Source organism: Chryseobacterium sp. JK1 (assembly GCF_050632815.1).
In the GTDB taxonomy this organism is placed as follows: Bacteria; Bacteroidota; Bacteroidia; order Flavobacteriales; family Weeksellaceae; genus Chryseobacterium.
In genome coordinates, this window is record NZ_JBODRU010000009.1 from 1 (window position 1) to 18001 (window position 18001).

General features: G+C 34.4%; 8 protein-coding genes. 4 read left to right on the top strand and 4 right to left on the bottom strand.

All coding sequences use genetic code 11. The annotated features are described in order from the left end of the window. Positions 1-260: 260 nt before the first annotated feature. From ACQ76T_RS24885 to ACQ76T_RS24900, 4 genes are all read left to right on the top strand, one after another. A complete protein-coding gene (locus ACQ76T_RS24885) occupies positions 261-1085 on the top strand; it encodes a 5'-nucleotidase, lipoprotein e(P4) family (protein ID WP_431345882.1) in 825 nt (274 codons plus the stop codon). A gap of 253 nt (positions 1086-1338) precedes the next feature. After that, complete coding sequence (locus tag ACQ76T_RS24890) at positions 1339-2616, top strand: erythromycin esterase family protein (protein WP_431345883.1); 1278 nt, start codon at positions 1339-1341, stop codon at positions 2614-2616. Further along, positions 2613-3518 (top strand): ABC transporter ATP-binding protein, encoded by a 906-nt coding sequence (locus tag ACQ76T_RS24895; protein WP_431345884.1) that lies wholly within the window; start codon positions 2613-2615, stop codon positions 3516-3518. Before ACQ76T_RS24890 ends, ACQ76T_RS24895 begins: the two co-directional genes overlap by 4 nt. Next, positions 3511-4293 carry an ABC transporter permease gene (locus tag ACQ76T_RS24900; RefSeq protein ID WP_431345885.1) on the top strand — a complete coding sequence of 261 codons (783 nt, stop codon included), beginning with the start codon at positions 3511-3513 and terminating at the stop codon, positions 4291-4293. The genes ACQ76T_RS24895 and ACQ76T_RS24900 overlap by 8 nt, the downstream gene beginning before the upstream one ends. Positions 4294-4333: 40 nt before the next feature. Here ACQ76T_RS24900 and ACQ76T_RS24905 read toward each other — a convergent pair whose 3' ends face one another. The 4 genes from ACQ76T_RS24905 to ACQ76T_RS24920 all read right to left on the bottom strand — a co-directional run bounded on the left by ACQ76T_RS24905 (position 4334) and on the right by ACQ76T_RS24920 (position 17441). Next, positions 4334-4855 carry a thermonuclease family protein gene (locus tag ACQ76T_RS24905; RefSeq protein ID WP_431345886.1) on the bottom strand — a complete coding sequence of 174 codons (522 nt, stop codon included), beginning with the start codon at positions 4853-4855 and terminating at the stop codon, positions 4334-4336. Between the two features lie 201 nt (positions 4856-5056). Continuing rightward, a complete protein-coding gene (locus ACQ76T_RS24910) occupies positions 5057-5740 on the bottom strand; it encodes a hypothetical protein (RefSeq protein ID WP_431345887.1) in 684 nt (227 codons plus the stop codon). Positions 5741-5759: 19 nt separating this feature from the next. After that, a complete protein-coding gene (locus ACQ76T_RS24915) occupies positions 5760-16046 on the bottom strand; it encodes a SpvB/TcaC N-terminal domain-containing protein (protein WP_431345888.1) in 10287 nt (3428 codons plus the stop codon). Positions 16047-16055: 9 nt separating this feature from the next. Further along, positions 16056-17441: a T9SS type A sorting domain-containing protein gene (locus ACQ76T_RS24920; RefSeq protein WP_431345889.1), complete on the bottom strand. Its 1386-nt coding sequence runs from the start codon at positions 17439-17441 to the stop codon at positions 16056-16058. Positions 17442-18001: the final 560 nt, after the last annotated feature.

The following is an 18001-nucleotide window of genomic DNA, read 5'->3' on the forward strand; positions in this document are numbered from 1 at the left end:
AAGCTAAAGACTGGATTATTGTTTACAAAGAAGATTTCAATTCAAAAGAGAATGCTTATAACAGAGAGAGGGAAATCAAAAACTGGAAAAGCAAAATTAAAATCGAAAAATTAATACAACAGAAAAATATAGAGCATCCCGATTTGTGATCGGGACGGTCAAAGGTTCGAATCCTTTCGCGCTCACGAAAACCTCACAATTTTTATTGTGAGGTTTTTTGTTTATATTCACATCATGTGTTATTCTCAATTTTAAATTCAATGAAAAATTTAAATCTTATCATCGCAAGCTGTTTTCTTATTTTCGTTACCTCTTGTAAAACAGCCACTCCAGTTTCAACAGCAGCTATTCAAAATGCACCTTACCAAGATCTTGGACATCATGGAAAACTATATGCTGCTTTCTATCAGCAGAGAGCTGCTGAATATGAAGCGCTATGTCTGCAGGCTTACAATATTGCTCAGCTTCGTTTGGATGAAGCATTGGCAAAAAATCCTCAGAGACCGTTAGCGATCATTTCTGATATTGATGAAACGTTTCTGGATAATTCTTATTACGCTGTTGAGCGTTCAAAAATGGGTAAGAATTACGATCAAAAAACATGGGAAGAATGGACCGCAAAAGGAATCGCAAAACCTCTTACCGGTTCGCAGGAGTTTTACCAATATGCAGCCAATAAAGGTATCCAGGTATTCTACATCACGAACCGTACTGAACAGGAACGAGCAGGAACATTGAAAAACTTGAAAAAATATAACTTCCCTATCCAAGGAGAGGATCATCTTATTTTGAGATCAAAGGAAAGCAGTAAGGAAAACCGAAGAAAAGATATCGCCAAAAATTATGAGATCGTTTTATTGTTAGGTGATAACCTCGCTGATTTCGCGGATATTTTCGATAAAAAAACAGAAGGAGACCGTTCTGCCGCAGTAAAAAGTTCAGCAAAAGAGTTCGGTAAAAAATTCATCATCATCCCTAACGTTGGCTATGGTGACTGGGAAGCTTCATTTTATAATTATAGGTACGATTATACTGATCAGCAGAAGGATTCTATGATGTATGATGCTGTAAAATCTAATCCTTAGAATAAAGATATAGATAGTAAAGAAAGGTAATCTTTCAATAGAAACTCACATATTTTTGTGAGTTTTTTTGTTTCATCCCGATTGATAGCCTATTTTATTTTTCAAAAGGGCAAAAAAGTGACGAATTGACATTATTCCATATATGGCACTATTTTCGACAACCTCATTTACAATTCCTACAGAAAGCTAGTATTTTTTATTATATTTAAAATAAAAACCAACACCTATTGAGCAACTGTATAATTTTTAGTGAATGAAGAAAATACTTTACTTATTGATAATTTCTCTTATTGCAGTTGTTGCCCTGAATACAATTGTTTTTAAAGAAATCCCTGAAAAAGGAAAACAGGCACTTCTTATTGATATTCAGCAGCATAGACATCCTATTACAAGCCTTTCAATGGAAACAACAGAAAATAAGGATTTAAAATTCCTTGATTCTGTATTGAAAGATAATAGAATTATCATGCTGGGCGAGAACATTCATTATGACGGAGCCACTATGCAGGCCAAAAGCAGACTGATTCGATATCTTCACGAAAATCTCGGATACAACATCGTATTGTACGAAGCAGGGCAATATGACACATGGATGATGAATGAAGAGATGAAAAACCATTCTCTCAAAATTCCGTCAGATTCCATAGGAAGTATTGGACTTTTTGATTTCTGGTGGAATAACAACGAAACACAGCCCCTGATTTCTTATTATCAAAGAACAAAAACTACTACACAACCAATAGAAATTGGCGGGTTTGATATACAATTTTCTGGAGACGCACTTTACAACAGACGAGGTAAACTGTTGAAAGATTTTTTAAGTAAAAATACTATTTCCCTTAAAGGTTCACCCCTCTTCAACAAACATCTGGATAAGATCGAATATTTCATGTACGAAGGTTATACCAAAAGAAATTTAAAAGAAAATCAGAAAAATGAACTTCTGAATGAGATCAGCCAACTGGAAAAAGCGGTTCTAAAACTGGAAAAGAATACTGAAAACAGTATGTATGCCAGATATTTACGTGATATCAGAAACAATTTAACCAAGATATGGAAATATAAATCCGGGTCGATGCCTAGTATGCAGTTCCGGGATTCTTTGATGACCCAAAACCTTATCCATCAGATCGATTCCGTTTACCCTAATCAAAAGATTATAGTATGGTGTGCCAATATTCATACTTTTTCTGCTCCATACAATAAAGAATATACTCCTTTAGGCTCTTATATTAAGAAAAAGTACGGGAAAGCTTCCTACATGGTTGATTTTTCATCCTACGCCAAATTAAATGATAATAAAAGCTTTTTCAACAAGCCCGGAAAATTTGCGATCGAAAATACATTTCATGCGATGAAAACACCTTACTTTTTTATTGATTTGAGAAACATTCCTGAAAATTCTCTCTTAAAAAAGGAATTTGTATCTACAGTCAACCAGGGTGTGGATCAGAAAAAGAAATGGAGCCAATTCTTTGACGGCATATTTTACATTGATACCAATACCGTTTTAACCCCAATCAAAAAATGATGAACAGTATTACGACAAAAGATCTCTGTTATACCATAGGATCGAAAACTATTTTAAATAATATCAATCTTACGATACCGGAAGGCAGCATTTATGGCTATCTCGGAAGGAATGGGGCTGGAAAATCAACAACGATCAAACTTCTTTTGGGACTTTTGGAAGTGAATGGCGATCCTATTTTCATTCAAAATAAAAGTTTAAAGCAATATCGGACAGAAATACTTTCCACGACTGGAAATCTCATCGAATCTCCCTGTTTTTATACAAAACTGACTGTTTATGAAAATCTGAAATACCTGGATATTGTTTACGGAAAAGGACAAAAAAGGATTGATGAAGTTTTGGAACTGGTAGATCTTCAGCGGGAAAAGAAAAAGAAAGCCAGCGCTTTGTCTATGGGAATGAAACAACGATTGGGAATTGCCATGGCCATTTTTCACGATCCTAAACTATTGATTCTGGACGAACCTTTGAACGGGCTTGATCCTCAGGGAATTTTTGAAATGAGAAAGCTTTTTCAGCACCTGAATGATGAGGGAAAAACTATTTTCCTTTCGAGCCATATTTTAAGTGAGCTGGAAAAAACAGCAACTCATATCGGAATTATCGAAGGTGGCGAGATGGTTTTTCAGGGCACAAAGAATGAGCTTTTAAGCCAAGTTGAAAAAGATGTTGTTTTGAGAACCGATCAACCGGAAAAGGCATTATCTGTTGTACAGGAATCTTTTACAGCGACGCTTAACAGTGATAATAAAATTTCGGTCAGAATCAATGATGATAAAGACTTTCACCTTCTTTTAAAAAACCTGATTCAGAATGGTATTGAGATTTATGATATAGATTCTCAAAACACCAATTTGGAGCAGATTTTCATTAACTTAATTTCCAAGAAAAATGATTAATACCAATACTTTCTCTAAAGCTTTTTCATCGGAGCAGTATAAGCTTTCCAAAAACAAAGAGATCTTCGGAGTTCTGCTTCTTCCCGTTCTGATTATTTTCGGTATTGATCTGTATATTGCTTATGATACGATCAGCTCAGATATTGACAGTGTAGAAGGGACAATAAATCCCTGGAAAATGTCATTGGGACGCAGTGTATTTATGTTTTATTATCTGCTCTTCCCTATTCTGGTTGCTCTTTTCGTACATGCCTGCTGTGATGTTGAAAATAAAAATAACAATTATAAAATTCTTTTTACACTTCCTATTTCCAAATCGAAGATCTTTTTTTCAAAGGCTTTATTTATTCAGATAACAGTTTTTTTTGCGGTACTTTTCTCTTATCTGGCATTTTTATTGAGCGGATATCTTTTAAGTATTGCTTTCCCTGTTCTTGGGTTTCAGAATTATGATTTCAGAGAGGTTATTTTTTATATTTTTCTTAAATTACTGATTACTCTTTCTGCAATTTCTATGGTACAGTTGACCTTAAGCCTGCTTTTCAAAAACTTCATCTACCCTATTGGTTTTGGAGTATTCATGCTTCTTTTCACCACCATTATTCAACAGAAGGCCTTCACTGATTTTTTAATTTTTACAGGCGGATACCGATCTCTTGAACATTTACTGAGTGAGAATATCAGTTTTGAAAGACTGGATTACTGTAATATCGCGGCTATCTTTATATTCACAGCCACCAGCTTCTATCTATTTGTCAACAAAAAGGAAAGATAAAATAGTATTGATCTTAAGATAAAAAGCAAAAAAGAGTGTTCTAGGCCACTCTTTTTGTTTTTGTTTCGTTTTTTACTGTTTCTGCTTTTTTATTTCTAAGGTCACGCTTCATTTTTCGGTATTCCCAGGGAGCAACTGCATTTACATCCTGCCAGAGACCTCTTTTATTCTGCTGTGCACTTTCCTGAAGTTTTCCCAATGAAGCATCTTTAGAGTAAGAGAAATACCACCATCCGAATCCTGCTTTTATCAGCTCGCGTGAAAGGTATTTGCCGTTATCGTAATATACTTTGGCAATAGAACGTCCGTAACGATCGGTATCTGTCTCAACAAAACTAATTGTTTTTCCAAATACTTTATCGGAAGTGAACTGCTTGGCATTTTTTCCAAACGGCTGCCCTTTTTCGGGACAATCTACTTCGGCCAATCTGAGTTTTTTCTGCTGGTTTCCTTCTAAAAGGATCGTAATGGTATCTCCATCTGCAATTTTGATCACTTTTCCGGTTGTCTGCGAGAATATAAATACCGGAAAAAATACATACATCAACATTAATCTTTTCATGCGGCAAATATAGAAATTAGTGAGGTTTATTTAATTAAAAAACCCTCGCAATTTGCAAGGGTTTCTTCTTTATATACAAGCACGAGCGGGGGGAAAGCCTTTTAAAAATATCTATTTTAACAAAAACTTTGCAGATTGCAAAGTTTTTGTTCTATTACAGGCACGGATTACAAATCCGTGCTATCGGGAAAGAGCCGGAAATTAGGAAGTTGACACTAACATAACATCTTCTATTTCCCAATAATTATCATGCAATCTTAGTTTAAATACAGCATTTCTACCGTAATAATCTTTTTTTATACGATGGTCAACAAAAACTAATGCTCTTTTTTTTGAAGTATCGAATACAATCTCTGAAAAATAGACAACACCTATCTCACATTCATTTGTATGTTTATCATACTCTGCCAGATCCAGCACTTTTGCGGTACACAAATTAAATTGATTTGCTTTTATAGAACTTCGTAGGCTTAAATTTTTAATAATATCTGGACTATTGGAAAAGTCTTTAAAAAAATCCTTATTTCTTTGTATGTATTTTATATTATCTTCGGTACTACCTGTAGCAAAATCAGTATTTTTATTTTTAATAGAATCTATATACAAATTGCAAAATTTTTCAGGATGATTAAAAATTTCGTTGTGCGCTTTTGTCTTCTCTTCGATATATAAATCATCATCATGAACTCTTAAACTATCAAAATATCTTTTTTCACCTAAATAATCTTCTCTAAAAAAATAAGGTATCAACTGATCTGTTAAATCATTATATAGTTTTACATTAGTATCGGTAGATTGGCTTACACACTTTTTCATTTCCTCCTTACAATTCGTAAGTAATAAAGAGGATAATAAAATTATAAATATTTTACTCTTAAAATTCATACTATTTGGAAATTTTAGATTAATAACATGATCTTGTTCGCAAATTATCTTTTGGTTTTTTATAAATTTCTAAATTAGATGGATTTCTTTCTGATTTAGAGTTTTTGTTTCGAATCTGTTGCCAAAAATCTTTTCTAAAATTATTACTTCTAATTTTATCAAACTTTTCAGTAATTATATCACGATCAGAAGCAGAAAATTGAGTATCTGTTCCAAAATAAATAAGTTCCCAATTATCTCCCGCATCTGGCATACCACTTTTTGAATGAAAACCCGTCTTAAAACCTGGGGTAAATTCCTCGGAAATATGGTCAAATGCATAGTCTGCCCAATGACCACCTTCATGAATTATTATTTCTGCTAAATTATCAATATACTTTTTATTTCCTGAATTTTTTGAAACCGTGTTTATTACGCCAGAATCAATATAAATATTATTGGGATCTTTTTTTTGATCAAATAACCCCAAATGTCCAATACTTTCATTCATTATAACAGTGGGCCCATCTCCATCTTTGAGCATTTTCCGTATCATTTTATCATCTACCTTAAATCTGTCTTTAAACGCTCCTCGAAATTCTGAATCTCGAAACATCGCTTTTATAGTTTTTATTGACTCCTTATATAATCTTCTTTGCTCTTTCGTAGCATTTGCTGGTAATCTAAAATTTCCATTAGGATCAATGTAACTAATAGGGTTGTTTCCACAATAAATATAAGGCTCCATTGTTTGTTCCGCTAGTGGATCCACTCCATACCAAATACTGGCTCTCGGGTTATAATATCTGGCTCCATAATAATACAGCCCTGTTTCTCTATCCAATTCTTTTGCATTGAACTTATATGGATTATCATATACTCCTGTTCGCTGCTCCAACATCGTTTCTCCGAATGGTAAATTTAAGAAAAACTGAGTACTCTGACCACTTGAATTGGTAACAAATGTTGCCGTTCCCAGATGATCATTATGTAAATAGTATAATCCTAACTGACTTGTTGGTCCGTTTAAAGTATTCAGCTCTGATACTGAAATATCACCTACCCCTGCTTTTTCAAGATATGTTTTGAAATCAACTGAAGGATCAGGTTCTCTCATCGTTGTACCCTGATCAGATGCTCTAAGATTTAGTGGAACAAAAATACCGTTTCCATCCATTACTCTACTTGCAAAACGGGTTGCTCCTTCAAAATAATGTTTGGTATACTGCCCGTTTAAGGATACCGTTACATATGGATTAGGATATAATGTATAATCATTTAGGCTTAAGCTTCCTGGGTCTACCAACTCTCCATTCTGATACAATTGCGAACTTCCATGCAGATTATACTTAATTGTTCTTTCTCCTTTATCATCATATACATAGTATTGATATACACCGGAATCGTCACTGTAAAAAGCTTTCAAACGGTCCTGTTCATCCCAGAACATCTGCTTAGCACCAAATTCATCTGTATGTTTAATCGTATTACCATTATCATCGTAACCGAAAAATTGTTGTGTACCACTGATATTATTATCAATAATTGCGTCTACTTTATGAGTACCAGGAATATATTTATAATTGTTGGAATACGTATTTAATGGTTCAGGCTGCTGATCAATATGATGCACCTGCTCTTTTAATAAGATTCCTCCGCTTTCATTATACACCATCTTCTTAAGATCAAAGTGGGAATTACTTTGTGAATAGGGAGAATTATTGGGCGTTGTAGGAGTTCCTCCTTTATCGTTAAGCCCCATATCTGCTCCTGTACTAATTAATCTGTTTAAGGTATCATATTTATAACCAAAAGCATATGTCCCTCCCATCTGATTCGGAGTTACCCCAACATCATTATTAAGCTCCGTGATATTTCCTCTGTTATCATATTTATACCTGTTGGATAAAAATGCATCGGAATTACTCCAAAGCCCGAAATGATCCAATCTTCTGTTAGTAATAATATATGAATAATCTGTTCTCGTTCCATTTCCATAATTGGCTGCTATTCTCTGTTCATAGTGATCATATTTTATATTCTGAATATAATTATAACTGCCATTCGTAATTTTATTCAGGTTTCCTCCAAGATCATAACTGTAGAACAGTTGCTCTCCGTCAGGATATGTTAGTTTTTTCAGACGGTTCCAACTGTCGTACACATAATCCGTTTTGAATTCCATAGTTGGAATATTATACCCGAATATTCTGCGGGTTTCTGATACAACTTCGCCCAATTTACCATAGGTATAAGTAGTATACCCTGTACCATCTGTTTTTGTAATAATTCTTCCTGAATTATTTCCTGAATTGGCTGGCATATAATCATAATGCACATTATTAGGATTGGTGGCACTACTCGGAAGATCAGGAAGCTCAATATCAGTCAACCTGTTCTTATCGTATTTATAATGAATCTGATGGGTCTGGATATTAGGATCATTAGCAAGATTTGCTGTTCCAAACCTAATCATATGTCCAGCAGAATCGTATACATACGTGGTAAGCCCTTTATCAGGATGTAGCATTTCAGTTCTTCTTCCGGCAAGATTATATTTGTAGGTAGTTTTAATCCCCTGTGGATCACTCACCGCAAGTAGCTCACCTATTGTATTGTATTCAAATTTTGTAGATAATGGATCGCTATTCAGATAATTTACTTTTTCAACAATTTGTCCTTCGGCATTCGTAAAAGTTTCTGTTTTGGTAACATCTAACTCCTCTGTCGTTTTAAATAGATTCCCTTCTATTTCATAGCGAATTGATTTTTCTACATTATCCTCATATTTAACATTTGTAATCCTGTCGGAACGGTCATAGGTATTTGCCAGCATATATTGGCTGAGATCCAGGTTCAGATTATTATTTTGAAGATCTCCTTCTTGAGGCTGATATTGATATACCTGTCTTCCCAAAACATCAAATACCGGTCTTCCGGAAATGGCTCTACGTTCCGTTCCGTTGATATCAACATCCTTTTTCACCTGTATTACTCTTCCCATGAAATCTGAGTAAGAGTCTGTGTCTATCGTATTATTTGGATGATCTGCATCGTAATGAGAAGTCTTAGCTCGGAATATTTTAATACTCTGATCTGAATTCGGAATCCCATAGTGATCAAAATAGTAAGTGTGCTTTACAGTAGAATTTCCGACAAGGCTGTAAGGATCATTTACAGCAACCATTCTTCCATAATCATCATATGCATAGTCAATTGAGTTTCCTGTGATGTCTGTACTTTTTGTTAAAACATCTAAAAGAGGATTATATAATCCAAAAGAAATATACCCAAAAGCATCAGTCGTTCTCGCCACATATTTACCTGTCTCACCGTCGTACTCATAAGATATCGAATATCTGTTAGAGTTTTCATCTGGCGGATAAGTTATAGTTTTCACATTTCCTGATGTTTCATAGGTATAATCTGTTTCAATATTCTGAGATCCATCGAAAACAACATATTTTCCTATGGTTCCTGTATTCGCATTAATGTTCTGTGTGCTTCTTTGTCTCAGAAGTGTAGAGCCTGATCCATCGTACACATCAATCTGTTTAGGCACCCCAATAATATTGTTATTAAGCTGCCCCCAATATTGTATCACAGATTTATAAGAATTAGTAGGGCTGGCATATGTATAATTCGAAATCAATCCTGTATTATAATCATATTCCATTTTCTCGGTGGTTTCAATCTGTCCTCCAATTTCATATTTTGTATTGATTTTTTTATCCAGCAGAACTATAGCCATTTTTCGGCCTTCTTTTCCTCCGGTATCAAAATCTTCCGGCAAATAATTAGGATCTATCCTCGTTACATTGTCTTTAAATTTGTATAGATGATAATTATAATTAACTTTAGAGATCAGCTCATCATTCCCTGTAATTACTTTACTTTCTTTAATTAATCCGTTTAAGAAGTAACTTGTATTGTAATAGGTATCAATAGTCTTTCTATACGTACTTCCAGCAGCACTAATTTGCTCACTTGTTACCGTTCCGAATCCAAAATTATCTCTTTCTCTTCTGTCATATTTGGAATTCTCAAATGTATATTTCGTTACAATATCTTTCGTTTCATCAGACTCAGTATAGTTGGTACTGAATACATCAGGATTCAAAATTTTCACTTTATCTACTACCAGTTTGGCATGAGGATCCTGATAATTAGGTTGAGTAAACTTATAATCAACTGTATACTGCCCTTTGGTTATCGCATGAGTAACGGACTTAAGTTTATTCGTTTTTCCGATTAATGAATAATTGACAATAAATCCATCGTTTGTATCCACAACAAGGTCCGGGAATCCATCTCCGTTCATATCTCTGAAAGCTTTTTTCGTTTCAGAAACATTAATCCCCAAATTGGCAGTGGCTCCCGCTCCTGCTTTTATGAAAATAACCAAAATAGCAGGTGGAATAATAGGAATAGGTCCAAAATTCAGCATCATATTTCCACCGAAAGAAACGTATCCGTTATATGAACCGGTTTCTTCTGTAAAATCAACTTTTCCTGCTGCTTTAAGCACAGGAACTGCACTAGCAAATTTATTTCCAAGGTTATAACGAACTTTCGCAGATTTATTGTTATTATCCACTTCAAGAATATCGATCAAACCATCTCCGTTAATATCTTCATAAACAACTTCAGCGGTTCCTTTAGATCCTGATCCTCCGGCACTGGCACTTATTCCAAAACCAAAACTACTCAAAGCACTAAGATTAGCAAAAGATCCAAGACCTCCTCCTATAGAAAAATTCAAGCCACCAATAGGGCGAGAACGGTAAGGAATCATGTTCTGATAATAAATAGGATCAGACAGGCTGTTTCCAAGGTTGAACATTACTGTACCATAATCAATAATTCTATCTGGTAAGCCATCTCCATTCACATCTGTCCAGAATGATCTTCCTGAATCATATGAATCAAAATAATCATTAGCTCCAACCCCTGCAGTTACCGCAACGGACCAAGGCATTGAATTATTAGCATGCGCCTGATTTCCGTTTGAACCATTTACTTTATTTCTTCCACTGGCTGAAAAGACATTAAAAGAAGCACCTAAAGAATTAACCTTTAAATAACTATATGTGTTTGTAGGAAAATCACCAGTTGCAACAAGCTTAATATCGTTCAAACCTCCTACAGAATTCGTGTATTGTATCGATTCAGGATATACCATATCAGGATATCCGTCCCCATTCATATCCGAGAATGTCTGTGTTTCAATATTACCATCTTTAAGCTGTATCGTTTCAGAATTACCACTACTTACTGTACTTACGCTAAGTCCGTTGGTTGTATTCTTGGAACGGCTGCTTTGCTTCTTACTGATTGCCTTCATTGTGGTATCTAAAGACAATACACCATCTACAAGTGTTGTAGGAATCATTGCAGGAGGATCCGGAACAGGACTCGTAAAATAATTTATTTCTTCATGATCCCTGAAAGAAGTAGCCGTTGAAAATTGTTGTCTACCTCCTGTGCCTATCCACTTATCAATTCTAACCATTGGCTGAGGGCGAGGTTTAATAATCCATTCTGAGAACGGTTTCATAGGGTAGGCATACTGAGATACCATATTATTTCCGGCATTAGGATTACCATTTAATGCCACACAATCTGTTAAAGCCTGTCCGGTTAAACCTTGACAAGTTGAATTACCGTTTGTTGCCACACAATCTGTAAGCGCTTGACCAGTCAATCCCTGACAAGCAGAGTATGTATTCTGCAAAGCAACATCCCCTGTGAATGTTTCAGCTTCAATAGGCGTTCCATAGCTATAATCTACAAAATTGTTTGGTTTATATAAAAATTGACCCCAGTTATTATAAATAGCCGATTTTGTATTATACATTGCCGTATTTACTGAAGTAGGCCACACAGTAGTCAACAAGCTAGTGGTATCATAATAAATATTAAAAGGTCTTCCTTGAAAATACTCTGAGTATTTATTAAATAAAGCATATTCAGCGCCTGTCTGACAATAAACCTGTACATTAAATCCTAAATCAAAGGTAGGCTGCGTTAAGCTCCCTGTATAAATCGTAGTCGGATCTATTCCCGGAACAGACTGCCCTGTAAACATGTTCTCTTCCACCAAAGTTGGCACAGTGCCTTGTGCTGCTGTAATGGATACTTTTCTCTTGGCAAGAACATGGCCTTGCTTTTTGATCACATAATAAAAACTTCCTGTTCCCAGGGTAGTAGCATTCGCTATATTCTTATTAATCTGAACCCCAAATTCATGAATTCCGGTAACCGGAGGATTTGTTGGCGTTAATCTAATGTCAAGCTTCTCCTTAAGTTTAGTAACTGCAAATGAAGGATATTGAGCTTCAGGCTTAAAACTCATACTGATATTTCCATTTGTAGATGTAGTTGCATTATACCCTACAGAAATGGAATTCTGCCAGTTGTTAGTAAGGAAATTTGTATATGAATCAGATTCTACAATAAACTTCAAATAAACCGGTTCGTTTGCACTTACAGATATTGAACCAACATATTCCTGTGTACTGAATGGTGTGTCGCTTTGAATATAATTATCGGAATGCAAAACAGTTACAGCACCGGTAATTGTATTTTCCTTGATCACCTTAAAAGTAAAATCATCTTTAGAAGAAGGGAAATCAACACTGGAAACAACAATGTTTGCCATTCCATCAGCATCCAAATATATCGGTGCTATTAGATTATTAAGGAAAAAATTGTTTCCATAACTTCCATTATTCAATCGAAACTGATCCTGCTCAAGGTTTCTTCCTCTCAATGCCAATCCGGTGGCAGGATCAATATAAGTAACCGTTGGATCAGAGTCTATTTGCAGATTGTCATCCGAATTCTTATGAAGCCTTATGTACACTTTATCTCCACTTTTCACAAATAATCTATTTGCATTATTAATGGCACCATGTACATTATATTGGGTATTTCCTGCAGGTACATTAATAATCTGGTCATAATAATCATTATATCTGGAAATCGTGAAAGACTGTGACAGATTATTAGGATTAAGCTGCGTTAAAAAGACCCTTGCATGATAGAAATTATTAGGCTGGGTATCTCCAACTACATAATCAGGATTCGCTATCTCTACAGAATAGTATGCCTTAGCCGTTGGTTTTAACACAATGACAGGGTTTAAAGGATCTATACCACTTATACTCACATTATCACTAATAGTAATGTACCCGTCCTGAGAAGCAATCCAAACTTTTACCACATCGGCAATAGGAGTTGGAGGATAATCCGGTTCCACAATAGGAGGAACTTTTGGTCCTGGAGGGGGTATAAGTGGGGGTGCTATAGGTTTAACTTTAACGACCATATTTTCAGTATATTCTGAATGCTGAGTCATTTCAGGGCTTCCACCCTGATTATATTTATTAAACCAAACTTTACCATCATTCACAATATCCACCAATCCATCGGAATTAGCATCAATCAAATAAGTAGAAGTTATTCCTTTAGAGGTTGAGGTTATGGAAGATTTACTATATACAATAGCCCCCATATCCCATCCTGAGTTATTGGTTTTAGTTTCGGTAAAAGAAAAATTACTATTGTAATTTAGAATAGGTTTAGGTGGTAAAAATGACAGTTCGCCATATAAATTCAACTTCCCTTCACTATAACGAAGTCCTGAAGACGTTCTATAGATCATGTCCTGTATCCCATCACCATTAAAATCAATAAGCTGCTGAACATTTTTGGCTTCTGCTGTAGAATATCCAAAAGGAAAACCAAACATAAGATGTCCATAAGCATCATTTGAGGAATAGAAAAAATTCAGTCCAGCAGCAGCTCTGAAATTCAGTCCGCTTTCAGTGGAAATGTTTCCGTTAATTTTTGATGGCTTTAATAGATCTCCTATAAGACTTCCATAAGGACTGGGAACGTTATTATTAACCTGAACTATTTTATCAGGTCCAAAAATCTGATTATTCTCTACCTCGTTATAATATTCAAATGTATAATCGTCAACAATAGGAAGCGGAGTTGGATCTTTAATATTATATCCCTGAATATAAAGTCTTCTCAGTCTTGTTTTTGAAAACTGTCCATCCTCATATTCTGCTTTGTAGCTGCGTATTTTCTGGGTTTTATAGCTAACATCAATGCTTTTTAAAAGATACGGTTCTACCCTTTTTACTCCTTGTTTTGCATTAATATTAATATCTTGTCTGCTTACTGCACTTTCAGTAACAAAATTAACATTATAATCTAAGTTTTTTCCATAGGTAATCTTTTGAATGTGGAAATACGTTCCTCCATTAGCATTATTTCCAGCGCCAATATTTACGCTCGTATTATTCTGATACGTAAACATCATTTTATTACCATGTACATCCTCCACCATTCTCAATCCCCAGTGAACAATTTGACCTGCACTATTTTTGATGACTGTATTATCACTTCCACCATAATAACTTTTGGTACCATTAGTAGAAGTAACCTTCCATGAATAGTCCGTCGGGCTGTTTCCTTCCCTTTCTATAAGAGTAAAGTCATGATTTTTTCTAAGATAAAACTGTTTTTTTCCACTAGGATTACGAGGCTGTCGCGCTGTTGTAATATCTATTGACGTTTCACTTACATTATTATGTCTGTGTGGCAAATAACCACCTGGATACACCAACATGTCTCCATCCAATGTATAAAGTTCTGTTTCTTCACCTCCAAACATAGGAGTTCCCCATCGGGTATCTACAGTAATTGCTGATAAGCCCTGAAGATCCCATCCTTCACCCATCCAGCCATTGCCTGCGCCACTATTATATCCAATAGCTAATGAAGGTTGTACCCCTCCCAAACCTGCTGGCACTTTAATAGGATAATTCATATTAGCATCTCCTTTCTGGCTTGCAGTAGGAGCGCTCATCATCTGCATTGCAGCCATTGGATCAGCAGCTTTCAGTCCGCTGATGCTCGTTGGTGAAAAAGCAGTTGTTTGAGGAGATTCAGGAGCGGAAATAATTCCGTTAATATAATCATGATCTCCATCTCCTTCAACAGTCACTGTTTTATTTTTTTCATCTACTACAGAATGATCAGCAACCCATTGTCTTTTGGCATAATCAAAATGGAAGATTTTAATGTCTTTTGGAGAAAATAACCCTAGTCTTTTAGCATCATAAGGAATGCTGATTTTTGCTTTTTTCTCCAATTTCCCTGACAGAACAGAAAATCTGTAACCAGCATTATTCAAGGTTACATTTTTAAGTCCTTGAGAAACTGCCGGAATATCTTTTGTTCTTAGTTTTAAAACTTCTATATAAGCAGATTCAGATGTTCCTTTTTCCATAGAAACATTCATATTTTCATAGCTTATACTTAGTTCTTTGTCTTTTGAAACTTCAATTCCTTTTGGCTTTACATAATTATGATCAACTACTTTAAAAGATTTTGTAGAAGCAGGAATTTTGTAAGTACCTGTCATTCCACCTGCAATAACAGAAAATTCACCATCTGCGATATTCTTTTCCGAAAGCTTGATTACTTTTTCAAATTCTCCTTTTTTTACAAGTACAGCCTCATTGTTCACAATTACTTCCGACAAAGCTCCTGTATTTCCTTTTACATAAAGCTGATTATCCGAAAGGATAGAACTAACAATAGGACTGCTGCCCAACTTTTTATCTTTCTCAAAAACAAATCGTAAGTTTTTCACCTTATATTTCACTCCCACAGCTGGTGAAGTAAATAATATAGAATTGGAACCCGTTTTAATAAGGTCCAAATTAAGTGCTTCTTTTTGATGACTCCATTTTGCACTCGGAACAATAATTCCACCACCAATAGCAACATTATGATTGATTGATCTGGAAACTGATTCATGAGAAGCTAATCCAAATAAGTCATATTCCAGATAAGCAACTAAGCTCCCTTCTACATTAGAAACATCAATGGTGAAAAAGTTATCAGAAACTTCATCCTCTTCCTGATCTGTGAAAGCACCTATTGTACCTTCTTTTTCCTTAGAAGCATAAAAGACATTTCCGCTATTAGCAATTTCATCTCTAATTTCAGTAGCCTCTTTACTGTTACTTTTTAAATTAACAGGTAATGAGTGATCATTACTCAAGAAGTTCTTTTGCTCTGATTTTTTTGATTGTGTTAATGGGGTAGAAAAATTTTCTTTTAGATTCTGACCTTGTAAATCCACTGTTTTATCAGTCAATTTACTCATCAGCTCTTTCTTAAATCTCCGTACCTTCTGCCTATCTTCTCTTGTGAAGCTTGCAAAAACAAACATACACGCAAAGAAGCACATTAGCAGAAACGATTTCTTGGTAACAGGAAATTGATTCGTCTTTATTTTCATGGTATAATTTTAATCAACGATTAATTTGAACGTTTTTATGATTTTTTTGTTTTGGGTAAGGTTAATAATATATGCTCCCTGAACTTCCAACTGCCCCGTATAATGACTCGACTTTCTATCTATATTATCAAGCTTCACAAGTCTTCCTGTGCCATCATAAATGGAAATTTCAAGACCTTCCGTTGGAGGAAAAGTAACAGTAAAAGTTTGTCCTTTTTTAACAGGGTTAGGATAAAGATTGATTTGAGTCTGATTCAACGATAATTCAGTGCTATTAACAGATGATCCTGAGCTTTGATTTGAATGAGCACTTTCTGCCTTCTGCTCTCTCACAGGGCTTACTGCAAAAGTGAAATGCGCTGTTTCTCCGTTATCAAAATCATTAAGGAAATCTACTTTATTAAAAATAATGTATTTGTCATTTTCAGCTCCCTGAATCTTTTGCACAGAGTTATCAGGCTTCTTTAACAGCATCCAATACGTTAAAGGCAAAGTCCTTGGATTCATTGTTTCTTTTAAAATTCTTACACTATAATTATCTTTAGGAACTTTATTACCAATGAAATTAATCTCCCAATTCTTTTGTAATACATTAAGAGTACCATCATTTTTCAATGCCAGATCTTTATTGTCGTCCGACCAGATCACAAATTGATAGTTATCAAAAGTTGCCTGATTTTCTACATTCGTTCTTTCAATTGAATTTTTCCCAATTGTTAAAAAAAGATCTGATTGGTTGGAAGACTGCTTTTGATAAAGCTCATTTCCATTATCTCTTCCAAGTCCTGTCGGCTTATATCTGTATTCTTTATGCTTTTCGGGATCCCAGATTATTTTCCCGTCACTACTGTAATATTTTCCTTTTTCTAATGAAATTCCATATTTTATAGAAAGATAAGAGTGAATTTTATTCAGTTCTACAGGCTTTGCTTTTCTTGCTATAAATATCAGTTCGTAAAGATTTTGATCTTCAAATTTAATTTTAAGACTGTCAGACTTTTCATGGTTAGGGTCAGAAGAAGCCAGATAAGAAAAAATACTGGGAGCTTTTTTAATATCTATGTTTTTTTTACTTCCCGTATTATAACTACTGTTTCCTAGAGAAATCTTTTTTTCAGTATTCTCCCAAATCAATTCATCGTCTTTAGAACGATGTACAGCAGTAAGGGTATGGCTCTTATTTTTACTGTACTTTATATATTTTTTGAAAATTTTATCTTTAATACCACAATGAAAATTGAGCAAATTTTCATCTTTACACTTCACACCTTCACGAAGTGTTGGATTAACTTTTTCCCATAGCTGGGCATCTGCCCCAACCAATTGAGAATAAAAAGAAGCAGAACACGATAATGCAATTATAGTGAACACTCTTGAATAAGAAATTTTATACATGTTTTAATATTTTTACTATGATTCACCTCTAACAAATAATACCTGAATTTATATTTCTTTAGAATAAACTGGATGTAGTAAATCCGAAAACAGTGGAAACCGCAATAACGTAGCAATGCGAAAAAGTAAAAAAGATGATTGAATTTTTCATGGAAAAATCAAGTATTAGTTTTTTGTTTTGGCAAAAATACTAAAATAAACACATACCACATTTTTTTATTTAACAAAATTTAAGAAATATAACACAAACAATTTGTCAATTTATATAATAGCTATACATTCTATTTTATCAAGAATGAGCCTATCTTATCTAAAGTTGATCGGTAAAAATCTTATAAAAATTTGTTTTAAAACTTGTGATTTATCAAATTATTTTGAAATGTCTTTTCAACTATAATAATGAAGTTAAGTTTCCATCTAAAAAATAAGTAAAGGAGATCTCAAAAACTCTTATTCCCTGATCACCTTAAAACAATGGTTATTAATCCAGTAAAGTTCATAATAAAGTATTCACGAAAAATTAATTAAAAATTACCGCTCAATTTATTTTTTTATTTCAA

Bases quoted from the DNA above. Each gene is read 5' to 3' on its own strand.
- ACQ76T_RS24905 (WP_431345886.1), bottom strand. From the start codon at position 4,855: ATGAAAAGATTAATGTTGATGTATGTATTTTTTCCGGTATTTATATTC.
- ACQ76T_RS24915 (WP_431345888.1), bottom strand. From the start codon at position 16,046: ATGAAAATAAAGACGAATCAATTTCCTGTTACCAAGAAATCGTTTCTG.
- ACQ76T_RS24890 (WP_431345883.1), top strand. From the start codon at position 1,339: ATGAAGAAAATACTTTACTTATTGATAATTTCTCTTATTGCAGTTGTT.
- ACQ76T_RS24920 (WP_431345889.1), bottom strand. From the start codon at position 17,441: ATGTATAAAATTTCTTATTCAAGAGTGTTCACTATAATTGCATTATCG.
- ACQ76T_RS24900 (WP_431345885.1), top strand. From the start codon at position 3,511: ATGATTAATACCAATACTTTCTCTAAAGCTTTTTCATCGGAGCAGTAT.
- ACQ76T_RS24885 (WP_431345882.1), top strand. From the start codon at position 261: ATGAAAAATTTAAATCTTATCATCGCAAGCTGTTTTCTTATTTTCGTT.
- ACQ76T_RS24895 (WP_431345884.1), top strand. From the start codon at position 2,613: ATGATGAACAGTATTACGACAAAAGATCTCTGTTATACCATAGGATCG.
- ACQ76T_RS24910 (WP_431345887.1), bottom strand. From the start codon at position 5,740: ATGAATTTTAAGAGTAAAATATTTATAATTTTATTATCCTCTTTATTA.